This is a genomic window from Nocardia sp. CDC153 (assembly GCF_035818515.1).
Classification (GTDB): Bacteria; Actinomycetota; Actinomycetes; order Mycobacteriales; family Mycobacteriaceae; genus Nocardia.
The window spans coordinates 220,888-232,544 of sequence record NZ_JAYKYU010000008.1 but is presented as its reverse complement, the minus strand read 5'-3'; the positions used below and the strand labels follow the sequence as shown (position 1 = coordinate 232,544).

The 11,657-nt window shown below is 69.0% G+C and carries 12 protein-coding genes, 1 pseudogene and 1 riboswitch; of the genes and pseudogenes, 3 read left to right on the top strand and 10 right to left on the bottom strand.

Going from position 1 to position 11,657, the window contains the following annotated elements; translation table 11 throughout:
* From VMT65_RS36235 to bioB, 5 genes and pseudogenes are all read right to left on the bottom strand, one after another.
* Nucleotides 1–935: pseudogene (locus tag VMT65_RS36235) on the bottom strand (Fe-S oxidoreductase); the annotation flags it as partial.
* Nucleotides 936–1,366: 431 nt separating this feature from the next.
* Complete coding sequence (locus VMT65_RS36230; RefSeq protein WP_326313197.1) at nt 1,367–1,531, bottom strand: hypothetical protein; 165 nt, start codon at nt 1,529–1,531, stop codon at nt 1,367–1,369.
* A gap of 79 nt (nt 1,532–1,610) precedes the next feature.
* Nucleotides 1,611–2,330 (bottom strand): DUF2567 domain-containing protein, encoded by a 720-nt coding sequence (locus tag VMT65_RS36225; protein WP_326313196.1) that lies wholly within the window; start codon nt 2,328–2,330, stop codon nt 1,611–1,613.
* Nucleotides 2,330–2,545 carry a biotin synthase auxiliary protein BsaP gene (bsaP, locus tag VMT65_RS36220; protein ID WP_326313218.1) on the bottom strand — a complete coding sequence of 72 codons (216 nt, stop codon included), beginning with the start codon at nt 2,543–2,545 and terminating at the stop codon, nt 2,330–2,332. The genes VMT65_RS36225 and bsaP overlap by 1 nt, the downstream gene beginning before the upstream one ends.
* 122 nt (nt 2,546–2,667) lie before the next feature.
* Nucleotides 2,668–3,705 (bottom strand): biotin synthase BioB, encoded by a 1,038-nt coding sequence (gene bioB / locus VMT65_RS36215; RefSeq protein WP_326313195.1) that lies wholly within the window; start codon nt 3,703–3,705, stop codon nt 2,668–2,670.
* 111 nt (nt 3,706–3,816) lie between these two features.
* Between bioB and VMT65_RS36210 the strand changes: the two genes are divergently transcribed.
* From VMT65_RS36210 to VMT65_RS36200, 3 genes are all read left to right on the top strand, one after another.
* A complete protein-coding gene (locus VMT65_RS36210) occupies nt 3,817–4,401 on the top strand; it encodes a TetR/AcrR family transcriptional regulator C-terminal domain-containing protein (protein ID WP_326313194.1) in 585 nt (194 codons plus the stop codon).
* A 1-nt stretch (nt 4,402) separates the two neighbouring features.
* Nucleotides 4,403–4,538, top strand: a riboswitch (cobalamin riboswitch).
* A 33-nt stretch (nt 4,539–4,571) separates the two neighbouring features.
* Entirely contained in the window at nt 4,572–5,603 is a 1,032-nt protein-coding gene (locus VMT65_RS36205; RefSeq protein ID WP_326313193.1) for a FecCD family ABC transporter permease, read from the top strand.
* A 14-nt stretch (nt 5,604–5,617) separates the two neighbouring features.
* Nucleotides 5,618–6,652, top strand: coding sequence for an ABC transporter substrate-binding protein (locus VMT65_RS36200; RefSeq protein ID WP_442790383.1), 1,035 nt, complete (start codon nt 5,618–5,620; stop codon nt 6,650–6,652).
* 11 nt (nt 6,653–6,663) lie between these two features.
* On the opposite strand, the gene VMT65_RS36195 is transcribed toward VMT65_RS36200, so the two are convergent.
* From VMT65_RS36195 to VMT65_RS36175, 5 genes are all read right to left on the bottom strand, one after another.
* A complete protein-coding gene (locus VMT65_RS36195; protein ID WP_326313191.1) occupies nt 6,664–7,812 on the bottom strand; it encodes a lipase family alpha/beta hydrolase in 1,149 nt (382 codons plus the stop codon).
* Between the two features lie 93 nt (nt 7,813–7,905).
* The gene (locus VMT65_RS36190; protein WP_326313190.1) at nt 7,906–8,373 is read right to left on the bottom strand and encodes an SRPBCC family protein; all 468 of its coding nucleotides are present in this window, start codon (nt 8,371–8,373) and stop codon (nt 7,906–7,908) included.
* A 41-nt stretch (nt 8,374–8,414) separates the two neighbouring features.
* Nucleotides 8,415–9,710: a sensor histidine kinase gene (locus tag VMT65_RS36185; protein ID WP_326313189.1), complete on the bottom strand. Its 1,296-nt coding sequence runs from the start codon at nt 9,708–9,710 to the stop codon at nt 8,415–8,417.
* The gene (locus VMT65_RS36180) at nt 9,707–10,366 is read right to left on the bottom strand and encodes a response regulator transcription factor (RefSeq protein ID WP_326313188.1); all 660 of its coding nucleotides are present in this window, start codon (nt 10,364–10,366) and stop codon (nt 9,707–9,709) included. The genes VMT65_RS36185 and VMT65_RS36180 overlap by 4 nt, the downstream gene beginning before the upstream one ends.
* A 26-nt stretch (nt 10,367–10,392) precedes the next feature.
* Complete coding sequence (locus VMT65_RS36175) at nt 10,393–11,649, bottom strand: DUF1501 domain-containing protein (protein ID WP_326313187.1); 1,257 nt, start codon at nt 11,647–11,649, stop codon at nt 10,393–10,395.
* Nucleotides 11,650–11,657: the final 8 nt, after the last annotated feature.

Sequence of the window (11,657 nt, the reverse complement as noted above, 5' to 3'; positions counted from 1 at the left end):
TTCCACGCCGGGCACTGCGACTGGCAGCGGCCACACTCGGTACAGGTGGTGACGTCGAGGATGTCCTTCCAGGAGAAGTCCTCGAACTTGCCCACACCGAAGGTGTCGTTGTCCGGGTCGGCGGTCTCCATATCGATCGGCTTGCCCTTGGACAACATCGGCTTCAGCGCGCCCAGCGCGACATCGCCGTCGGCCTCGCGCTTGAAGTAGATATTGAAGAACGCCGCGAACCGGTGCCAGGCCACACCCCAGTCGATATTGCGGCTGACCACGACGACCCACACCAGCGCCGCCATGAGCTTGAAGAACGCGAACACCGAAACCGCCGCCGCACTGGCGGGCAGCACCTTGGCGATCTGCATGCTGGCGAAGTCGCTGACCGCGTGGTGCTCACCGGTGTAGGCCTCCACCAACGCCTTCACCCCGACCATGCTGATGCCCTCGACGAGCACGACCGCCTCGACGAAGTAGGCGGCCAGGAAGTTGGAGCCGGAGAAGCGCGACAGCCGCGCGGGCCGGCGCGGGTGGTTGCGCTGCCGAATGACGATCAGCACCACCGCGCCCACGATGGTGCCCAGCCCCAGCAGCTCGTCGAGCAGGTGGTAGGCGAGGGTGTCGCCGACCCACGGCCAGGTGAAGGTGGGGCTGAAGATCTGCCCCTGCGCCTGGAAGACGGTGACGAATCCGATCAGGAACCCGACCATGACCAGCCAGTGCGCCCAGCCCACGGTCCGGAACTTCACCATGCGGGTGTGTGCCGCGAATTCCTTGACCATGGTGGCGAATCGCGGCAGGAACGGCCCGAAACGATCGGGTGCGGGCTGCCCCAGCCGAATGGTGCGCACCATTCTGCGGATCGCCAGGACAAACCCTGCCCACGCGGGAACACCTATCAGGATGGAGATGATGCCCAGCGTCAACTGCAGGGTGCTCATGCGGTGACCTTTCAGTTACCAAGGGACGCAATGTCGTTCGTCGCTCGCCGCATCATAATATGCCTCAAGTTACCCACCGGTAACAACCCTGGTTCGCTGGAACGCCGCGCATGGACACCGGGTTCGATACGGCCAGTTGGGCAAGGGGCTGGGATATCTCGTCGGCTCCAAGGATTTTCGCGACATGATCGATACGCAGCGGGTCGAACTCGTCGGCTGGTCCTACGGGGTGGCGCGGCGCTGCATGCCGCTCTCGGGCTCGATGCGGGGCCCAAACTGCAGCCCGCGTACACCGTCGCCTGGCTCGGTCATTTCGTGGCGAAAACCGCCGACTTCGACGCCTTCCTCTGCCAGGGCCCGCCCGCCTGGATCACCGACTTCGACGCGCGGATCCCCGACGTGCCCTGCGCGACAACGGGTCACGCGGTTCGCTAGCTGTCGCGATTGCGGTGCTTGACGGTGCGCTTGTAGCGGCGGCCGTTCGGAATGGGTTGGGCGGCATTGGATCTGCGCAGTTCGTGGCGTTGCCGCCAGGCGGTCAGGTCCGGGCGTTCCGCCGGAGCGGGCGCGCCGCGATCGGCGGGTGCGGGTTTCATGGGTCCCCCAGGGTGAATCGGTTCGGTGAACTCGAACACGGTAGGGGTTACAACGCCGGAGCTCCAGCGAATATTGCCGTCAGCGCGCGGTGTCGGATTCGGGGACCGCGCCGGGGGCTTCGAAGGGGACCACCGGATCGCGCGGGGTGAACTGGTTCCCGGCGGGCGAGCCGGGGTAGGGGCCGTAGCTGATCGCCGAACCGTATTGCGGCGGTGCGATGATCGTCGGCTCGGGCCGCTGACCGCCGAAGGGCAGGTACTCGCCGGTGCCGAGATCGTCGGAGGTGCTCAGCGCGGTCAGCAGGAGAACGACCACCGCGGCCGCGAGGGGCTGGGCGATGAGCGCGGCCCAACCTTCCACGGAGGGAGCGAATTCCACGATGGTGTGCACGGCCGGATGCTTGGGCCGGGTGTGCAGCTGTTCGGCGACGGCCTCGCCCACCACCTTGGTGAGGAAGGCCCCGGCCAGCGAACCGAGCAGGATCCCGCACAGCAGGATCGGCCCGCGCACCCGACGCCACCGCCACACCGCGGCCGTGCCCACGACCCCCAGCACGATCCCGATGAGCACGAAGATCGCGAGTGCGTCGAAGCGGTGCATGCTCTCACCGGTGAGCGCGGTCCCCCGGTCCGGCTCGACCACCAGCAGCTGCTCGGCGGGCGCGAGGTAGGCCCAGACCACCCCGGCCAGCGCGCTCACCGCGGCCAGCGCGGCGAACACCACCGCCGCCGCGCGCACTTCCCGCATCACCACATCGACGCGTAGTCCGCCCGGCTCGGCGGTGAGTGTGGTTGCCACTAGCGGCGTTCCAGGCTCGAGGACTCCAGCACGCCGTGCCGGGAGCACTTGGCCCACCAGCCGTCGGGGCTGACCTGCACGATCATTCGGCGACCGCACTGCTCACAGAAGCGCGGCGGCTCCAAACCCAGTGCGGCCGCGGCCGGTACGGGATCTTCCACACCCGGCACGATCCGCTTGCCCGTGAACGGGTTGTAGCGCTCCTCGATCTCCACGACCACCTCGAAAGATCCTTCGTGTCCGAAACTCGACCGTTTGGGGGACAGCGGGGGTTCGCGACCCCCATATCCCTACAGTAAGCGCGGGTCCGCCGCCGCGGCCCCGGACCCCCAGTTTTTCAGAGGGTTTCGTTGAGCGCCTTGATCGGCATCTTGAGCTCGCCCAGCAGATCCAGGTCCGCTTCGGCGGGGCGACCCAGGGTGGTCAGGTAGTTGCCGACGATGACGGCATTGATGCCGCCGAGAATGCCCTGCTTGGCGCCCAGGTCGCCGAGGGTGATCTCACGCCCGCCCGCGAAACGCAGGATGGTGCGCGGCAGGGCGAGGCGGAAGGCGGCGACGGCGCGCAGGGCGTCGGCGGCCGGGAGCACCTCGAGGTCGCCGAACGGGGTGCCCGGGCGCGGGTTGAGGAAGTTCAGCGGCACCTCGTCGGGCTCGAGCAGCGCCAGGTCGGCGGCGAATTCGGCGCGCTGCTCCAGGGTTTCGCCCATGCCGAGGATGCCGCCGCAACAGACCTCCATGCCCGCCTCGCGGACCATGCGCAGGGTCTCCCAGCGCTCGTCGTAGGTGTGGGTGGTGACCACGTTCGGGAAGTACGAGCGCGCGGTCTCGAGATTGTGGTTGTAGCGGTGCACGCCCATGGCGGCCAGCTGGTCGACCTGTTCCTGGTTGAGCATGCCGAGCGAGCAGGCGACCTGGATGTCGACCTCGTTGCGAATGGCCTCCACGCCCGCGGCGACCTGCGCCATGAGCCGCTCGTCGGGTCCGCGCACGGCGGCCACGATGCAGAATTCGGTCGCGCCGGTCTTGGCGGTCTGCTTGGCGGCCTCGACCAGCGACGGGATGTCGAGCCAGGCGGCGCGCACGGGCGACTGGAAAAGGCCGGACTGCGAACAGAAGTGGCAGTCCTCGGGGCAGCCGCCGGTCTTGAGCGAGATGATGCCCTCGACCTCGACCTCCGGGCCGCACCACTTCATGCGGACCTCGTGCGCCAGGCCGAGCAGCTCCTCGAGCCGGTCGTCGCCGAGCCGCAGCACCTCGAGGGTCTGCTCCCGATCCAGGCCGACGCCGCGCTCGAGCACCTGCTCGCGAGCGATGGCGAGAATGTCATCGCCTGCAGTGCTACCGGCTTCGGTGGTGACGGCTGCCTGAGTCATATCCGCGCGAATCCCTTCGTCCGGCCGGTGTGGCCGAGCAACTTGAACGGTGTTCAGGGTAGGCTAGCAGTCCGGAACGTGAGCCGGAACACGAGAGGGTCGGGTTTTTCAGTGCAACTCCATCGCACGGACGTGGTCGACGGCGCGATCGCCATTCTCGACCAGTACGGATTGGCGGATCTCACCATGCGCCGCCTGGCCACCTCGCTGCATGTTCAGCCGGGCGCGCTGTACTGGCACTTCCCCAATAAGCAGGCCCTGCTCGGCGCGGTCGCCGACCGCATTCTCGCGCCCATGGACGAGCCGGTCGCCGCGGACGAATGGTCCAAGCAGATCACCGAATTGGCGCACCGGCTGCGCGAATGCCTGCTCGCCTACCGCGACGGAGCCGAATTGGTCTCGGCCACCTACGCTTCCCGACTCACCACCAGCAAGGGCCGGGAACGCCTGGCCAGCGCGGCAATTCGCGCGGGCATGACGCGCGAGGAAGCCGACCTCGCCGCCTACACCCTGCTCTACTACGTCCTCGGCCAGACCGTCGACGAGCAGTCGCGCATCCAAATGGACTCGGTAGGCGCTCTCGCCGAGGAACATTCACCCCTCTACGACACCACCGACGCCACCGCCCGCTTCGACTTCGGCCTGCAACTCTTCGTCAGCGGCGTCCGCCACCTGCTCGGCAGCCGCATTCGCTGAGAATTGGTTCCGGACGGTAGAGTCCGTCCGTAATCGTCGGTGGGTGCGGGAATCCGGTGGGAATCCGGAACGGTCGCGCCACTGTGAGTACCGGGCTTCCGGTGCGAGTCAGACCTCCCCCGCCGCGCAGAACTCTCGAGAGGCCGCGATTTGCCCGAGGAGCTTCGTCGATGAGGCGCGCCCGCACATCGATAGCCCTGCCCGTCATGGGGATACTGCTGGTTGTCGCGATGGTGGTGGCGACCGGATTCGGGGCGGAGAACATTCCGCTGGGCGAGGTGGTCGGCGTGCTCCGGAGCCGGTTGGGTGGCCGGGAGGCCGCCGACCTCGGGCTGGACACGATCGTGTGGCAATTGCGGGTGCCGCGAACGATTCTCGCGGCCGTCGTCGGGGCTGGGTTGGCGGTGGCGGGGGTGGCCATGCAGACGCTGGTGCGCAATCCGCTCGCCGACCCCTATCTGCTGGGTGTCTCTTCAGGGGCGGGTGTCGGGGCGGCGGCCGTCATTACCTCTGGGGTGTTCGCGGGTGCGGGATTGTGGGCGCTTTCGGCGGGCGCGTTGGTCGGTGCGCTGGCGGCGGCCGCGGCGGTCTTTCTGATCGCCATGGCCCAAGGTGGGCTCGACCCACTGCGTTTGGTGCTCACCGGTACCGTGCTGGCTTCCGCGTTCTCCGCCTTCAGCAGCTTTCTGATCTTCCGCAGCAGTGATCCGTCGGCGGCGCAGTCGGTGTTGTTCTGGCTGCTGGGCAGTCTCGCGGGCGCGGACTGGACTCGAATTCTGCTGCCCGCGTGCGTGGTCGCCGCTGCGCTGGTCGCGCTGTTGCTGGCGGCGAATTCGCTCGACGCGCTGAACCTGGGCGCGGACACGGCCACCTCGATCGGAGTTTCCGTGCGGGAGCTGCGGATCGCGCTGTTCGTGCTGCTGGCGGTGCTGGTCGGGGTCCTGGTCGCGGTGTCGGGCGGGATCGGCTTCGTCGGCCTGGTGATCCCCCACGCCGCCCGCCTGCTGGTGGGTCCGCGCCATCGGGTGCTGCTCCCGGCCAGCGCCCTGTGCGGAGCGCTGTTCCTGGTGGTCGCCGACGCCGCCACCCGAATTCTGGTTCGCCCCACCGAAATCCCGGTGGGTGTCCTCACCGGGCTGATCGGGGCCCCCGCGTTTCTCCTCCTCTTGGGCCGCCGCAGCTACCGGTTCGGTGCCGCATGACGAAAGGCGCAGTCTTGACCAAGGTTTCGGATTTCCGGGTGCGCCCGGCGCTCGCGCTGATCGCCGCGGCGGCGGTGCTGGCGGGATGCGGGTCGTCACAGGCGACGTCGGGCAACCTCACCGTGCGCAATTGCGGTGTGGAGCAGCGCTTTCCGTCGCCCGCGCAACGGATGTTCGTCAATGACGGGAACCTGATCTCCATGGTGTTGGCGCTGGGAGCGCAGGACCAGACCGTGGCGGTGTCGAGCCTGAAGCGGGACGCGGACACGCTGCGCAAGCACTACGGGGACGCCGTCGACAAGCTGAATTCCGTTGCGCCGGATTACCCTTCACGCGAGACGGTGCTCGCTCAGCGACCGGATGTGATAGTGGCGGGCTGGAACTACGGCTACTCGGAATCCACGAACCTGACCCCCGATTCCCTGCGAACCGCCGGGGTCGCCCCCTACATCCTGACCGAGAGCTGCCGCCGCCCCAATGGTGAACGCGGCGTGGTGGACCCGTGGACGGCCCTGCGCACGGATCTCACCGCGCTGGGCGCGATCACCGGCCGCAAGGACCGGGCCACGGAGGTGACGAGCGATCTCGACCGCCGCCTCGCCGCCCTGCAATCCGCCCCTCGGCCCGCAAAGCCCCCCACCGTCTTCGTCTTCGACAGCGCCTCCGACACCGTCATGTCCAGCGGCGAATTCGGCGCTCCCCAAGCGATTCTGGAGGCGGCCGGGGCCCGCAATGCCCTCGCCGATGTCGCCGACACCTGGACCGCCGTGTCCTGGGAGCGCATAGCCGCCGCCGACCCGGACGCCATCGTCTTCGTCGACTACCCGCCCCAGACCTTCGGGCAGAAGATCGACCTGCTGCGCGCCAAGCCCGGCATTCGCGATCTGCGCGCCGTCACCGCGGGCCGATTCCTGAACCTGCCGTACGCCCTGTGGACCAGCGGCCCGCTGAACATCGATGCCGCCGAGCAGGTCCGCGCCCAGCTGGAGCGCTGGAATCTGGTGCCGCCCTCGGGAATTCACCCCGCCACCGACGACGCCGTGCGCTGAGGCTCCGATGCTCAGCGCCCGATCGACACGGTGCCGATCTCGTCGAGCTGGATCTGCCGCACGAACGGCACGATCTGGTTGGCGATGACCGCGTTGTACTCCTGTGGCCGCTCGATCGGGTTGGCGTGCCCGGTGGTGTGTGTGGTCACCACCAGCAGCGTCCCGTTCACCCCGCCCACCTGATCGATGAGCACCTGGTGCGAGTACTCGACATTCACGATCGGATCGTCGTACGGATTGTGCGGGCGAATGAACGCGATGGCCGGACGCGGTTTACCCGCCGCGGGTTTGGACAGCGCCCGCAGATCGTCGACCGCGCCACCGGCCACAATGGCCTTGAACTGCGCCTCGATCAGGCCATTGCTGGCGGCATTGGTGTTCAGGATCTTGTCGCGCAGCACGTTTCGCACCGCCTGCCGGAATTCGTCGCCGCGAATCACATAGCGTCCGCCGACGAAATCCTGATGGCGCGCATAGGTTTCCACGATGAGCCGCAGCAGTCGGCTCTCGCGCGCCCCGGGGAACCAGCCCATCCAGCGCAGCATTTCCTCACCCTGGTCCCGGCTTTCGGGCCGCACGGCGTCCAGGTCGACCGGCGTGCAGTCGAGAATCACCGCCTTCACCTTCTCGGCGCTGCCGACGTGCAGGTGTTTGGCGATCTCCAGCGCGATCACCCCGCCCATGCTGTGGCCCACCAGCACCACGTTCGGCACCTTGGCGGCCTCGGTGACCTTCACGATCAGATCCGAGATGACCTTGGTGTCGATACCGGTCTGGTCGTAGCGCACGGCCCACACCGACCCCAGCGTGGCCAGCGACGGCAGCGCGCGGGCGGTGTCACCGGCGTCGAGCACGCCGAGACCGACCAGGTCGAATACGGCGGTGTCGCTGACCTTCGCGTCCGAGGGTCCCGCGATGGGCAGCACGGCCGGTTCGGTGCGCGCCAGCCGCGCCTGCTCGGGCAGCACGTCGACGCCCATGTATTCGGCGAAGGCACCCAGCGCCACCAGTGGAATCAGGCTCAGCCGCAGAATCATCAGCCGCGTCCGCCGCAGCCGCACCCAGCCCGCGCCGAGCCGGGTCGCGCGCAGCCGTTCCCGACGCCGCCGATCGTCGTAATCGGCGACACCGGACGGATGGGGAAAACCCGGCAACGCCATACCAATCCACTGTACGAATTTCCGGCGTTTCATCCAGGCTTGCGCCGCCGGTCAGCTCCTGGTATCGCGCTGTTCACCTGTCGGGAGGTGAACTCAGTGCCGGGCCGCGTGCTCGGTCAGCTGGGCCAGCTTGGCCAAGGACATGCGGAAACCGACCTCGTTATCGGCCGCGGACAGCCCCGGCGGCAGATTGTCGTGCCGCGCCGTGACCTTGGTGCCGCCCGGGACATCGTCGAGGGTGTAGGTGACCGTCATCTCCCCGCTCAAATCCGGGTCCTGCGTTTCGAATTCGACTGTCTGCACCACCTCCCGATTCGGAACGACCCGCGCGAAGACCCCGTGAAAGGTGTCGGTGTGCGCGGTCGTCTTTCCGGCCTCGGTGGGCAGGTCGTAGGTCAGCGATATCCGGAACCGCCCGCCGACGCGCGGATCGAATTCGTGGATGTGACTCGACATTCCGTCGGGGACCATCCACGTGCGCACCGAACGCGCATCCAGGAGCGCCCGGAAGACATTCGGACGCGGGGCACCGACGAACTTCTCGACATGGGTGGAGGGCACGCGGCCACCCTACGCCGACTGTGATGAAGATCACGACAGATTCATTCGCTGTTCGGCGAGTCCGCTGGAGCCTCCGGGAGGGTGAGGGTGGCCAGCGTGCCGCCGCCATCGGCGGAAGTCAGTGTGACGGAACCGGAATGGACGTCGGCCACCCAGCGCACCAGCGACAGCCCGATGCCGTGCTGCCCGCGCGTCCCCACCGCGCCACGCCGGAAGGGGTCGGTCAACTCGGGATCGACCCCGGGCCCGTGATCGCGGACGAGCACCTGTCCCGCCGCGACCCGCACCTGGACGGGCGTGCCGCCGTGCACGAGCGCGTTGTCGATGAGATTGCGCACCGCCAGCGCCAGCAGATCCGGATCCGCCCGCACCGCCGTGGGTTCCGCGACGAAGGCGACCTCGCCGCCGCACTCCGCGACGACGCCCTCCACCAGCTGATCCAGATGCAGCCGCTGCAGATCCAGCTCGCCCACACCGGTTTCCGCGCGGGTGCGGGCCAGCAGCCCGGCCACCATGCGGCCCATGCGGTCGGTGAGCGAGCGCGCGTCGGTGACCGCGCGCCGCGCATCGCCCGGATCCCGCAGTGCCGCATCGAGATACAGCCGCAGCGTCGCCAGCGGCGTGCGCAGTTCGTGCGAGGCCTCGGACAGGAATCGCTCCTGCTGATCCAGCATGCGCAGCGCCGACCGCATGCTCACCCCCGAGAGCAGGTGCCCGGCCAGACCGGCCAGCACCACCAGCGCGAGCCCGCCGCCCCACAGCGCCATGACCAGGCTGCGGTGGTCGCGCTGCCCGGGCGCGGGATCCCCGGCGGCGAAAATGACCGCGGCGGGCGAGCCCTCGGTATCCCAGATCGGCGCGCCCGCCAGCCGGGTCGGATGCCCGTCGCGGTCGGTCCCGGTCCGCCACCGTGTCTCCTCGTCCGCGGCGACCTGCCGGGCCGGGGCGACCAGATCGGCGGGCAGCTCGGATCGCTTGTGCGCGAACCGTTCCTGCCAGCTGCCCTGCGCATCCCGCACGAGGACGGCGACCGCGTTCGACCCGCCCGACAGATCGTCGTCACCGCGCACGGTCTCCAGATCGAGGCTGCCGTCCTCGTTCCAATACACCTCGCGGGCCAGTCCGGTCACCACCCGGTCGATGCCCGCGTCCAATTCCTTGTCGCGCGAGTGCGCGTCGATGGAGGCCGCGATGGAGCCGAGCACGATGAGGCAGACGGCGGTGAGCGCGGTGAACAGGGCGGTCAGCAGCCATCGGGTGCGCCGCAGCTGTCCGGGACTGGTCGGCCGGGTCCGGGTCGTGCGCCAGGCGCTCCGCAATAGCAGCGGCATCCTCATGGCGCGATGGTGAAGCCGACGCCCCGGACGGTGTCGATGAGCGGCGGCTCCCCGAGCTTGCGCCGCAGCTGGGCGACCACCACGTCCACCACATTGGAGGCGGGTTCGGCCATTTCGTCCCAGCAGCATTCGATGAGTTCGGCCCGGGTGACCACGGTTCCGGCGCGCACGGCCAGCAGCTCGAGCACCCCGAATTCCTTGGGCGTCAAGGTGAGTAGCGTCCCGGCGCGATGCACCCGACGACGCGGGCGGTCCACCACCAGGGTGCCCACGACCGTGCGGGTGGCCTCGGGGAGTTCCTGGCGGCGGCACAGGGCCCGCACCCGCGCGGCGAGCTCGTCCATGGCGAAGGGTTTGACCACGTAGTCGTCGGCCCCTTGGGCGAACCCGTCGAGCCGGTCGGCCAGGGCGTCGCGCGCGGTCAGCATGAGCACCGGCGTGCGCCGCCCGGATTCGCGCTGCGCGCGCACCAGATCCAACCCGTCGCCGTCGGGCAGCCCGCGATCGACCACCAGGCAGTCATAGCTGTTGACCGCGATCTTCAGGTCCGCGTCGGCGTAGTCGCGGGCCAGATCGACCGCGAATCCGGCCGCCCGCAATCCCGCGGCGACCTCGTCGCCCAGCTCCCTGTCGTCCTCGCACACGAGTACCCGCACCTGCGCAATTACAGCACTCGTACCGGTCATACGGCCACGACCCCGGGCAGTGGCCGCGGCGAGCCGGGCAGAACGTCGCTCGCCGGGACGCCGAACCAGGATTCGGCGAGGGTCGCGTAGAACTCGGTCATATCGACGGTGGCGCGCAGATTGTCGTCGGCGTCGAGGGCGCGCAGCGAGGGCATCTCCCCGGCAACCCCGGAATTGGTGGGGCCGAGCAGCAGGGCGGTTCCGGCCGCGCCGTGATCGAGGCCGCCGGAGTCGTTGTCGGGGACGCGGCGGCCGAACTCGCTGTAGGCGGCGATCAGGACGCGGTCGGCGATGCCACGGGCGGCGAGGTCCTGCCGGAACGCGGCGAGGGAGTTGTCGAGGTCGGTCATGAGCTCCGCGTACTGTTCGGTGTGATTGGAGTGGGTGTCGAAGTCCGCGCCCATGGGTACGTGCACGATGCGCAGGCCGTGGCTGTCGTCGGCGAGCAGCCGTGCGGCCAAACGCAATTGGATGCCCAGGTCGGAGTCCGGGTAGCCGGTCGCGGCGGGCGAGAGGGTGGCGGCCACGTCCGAGAAGCGCAGGGCGGCAGCGCTTCCGGCCCGAGCGGTCGCGAACAGCGGCGCGTCCAGGCGGTCCGGATGGGCCATGGCACGCTGTGCGGCCAGCCACGCGCCCCGCACGTTCTCATCATCGAAAACCGGGAACAGGCCGTCGTTTCCGGCATCCACGGACAGCGTCGTGACCCGCTCGCAGGCCAGGGCCTGGGACGAGCCGACGCCCAGTGCGACACCCACCGCGGGCGCGCTCGGGTCGCCGAGGTGATCGCACAACCGCCCCAGGAATCCGGTCTCGGCGCGCAGTCGCCCCTCGGGATCGCCGGTCTGCCACCGATGCAGCATCTCGAAATGCGAGAGGTCGGGTTTGGCGGTGCCCACGCCCGGAACGAGGGTGGCACCGGCCGCGGCGAGCTTCGGCAGATTCGGGTGTAGCCCGAGCTTGTCGTCCACGACGTGCACCTTGTCGGCGGCGATCGCGGTGCGCCGCCGCAGCTCCCGATAGCGGGAGTCGGCGTACGGCACGGTCATCGACAATCCGTCACTGCCTCCGGCCATTTCGATGACGAGCAGCTTGCGCTTGTCGAGCGCGGCGGCCCGCACCGGCGCGGGCGGCTGCCACACCGGCGGGGTCGATGACGAGCCGAGCACCTCGTATCCGGCCACCGCGCTGGCCGCGGCCACCACGCCGACACCGAGTCCGGCCCGCAGCACGGTCCGGCGATTCAGCGAGATCATGAGATTCC

Coding starts and splice junctions, on each gene's coding strand:
- VMT65_RS36230 (WP_326313197.1), bottom strand. CDS start 1,531: ATGAAACCCGCACCCGCCGATCGCGGCGCGCCCGCTCCGGCGGAACGC.
- bioB (WP_326313195.1), bottom strand. CDS start 3,705: ATGACTCAGGCAGCCGTCACCACCGAAGCCGGTAGCACTGCAGGCGAT.
- VMT65_RS36205 (WP_326313193.1), top strand. CDS start 4,572: ATGAGGCGCGCCCGCACATCGATAGCCCTGCCCGTCATGGGGATACTG.
- VMT65_RS36195 (WP_326313191.1), bottom strand. CDS start 7,812: ATGGCGTTGCCGGGTTTTCCCCATCCGTCCGGTGTCGCCGATTACGAC.
- VMT65_RS36185 (WP_326313189.1), bottom strand. CDS start 9,710: ATGAGGATGCCGCTGCTATTGCGGAGCGCCTGGCGCACGACCCGGACC.
- VMT65_RS36175 (WP_326313187.1), bottom strand. CDS start 11,649: ATGATCTCGCTGAATCGCCGGACCGTGCTGCGGGCCGGACTCGGTGTC.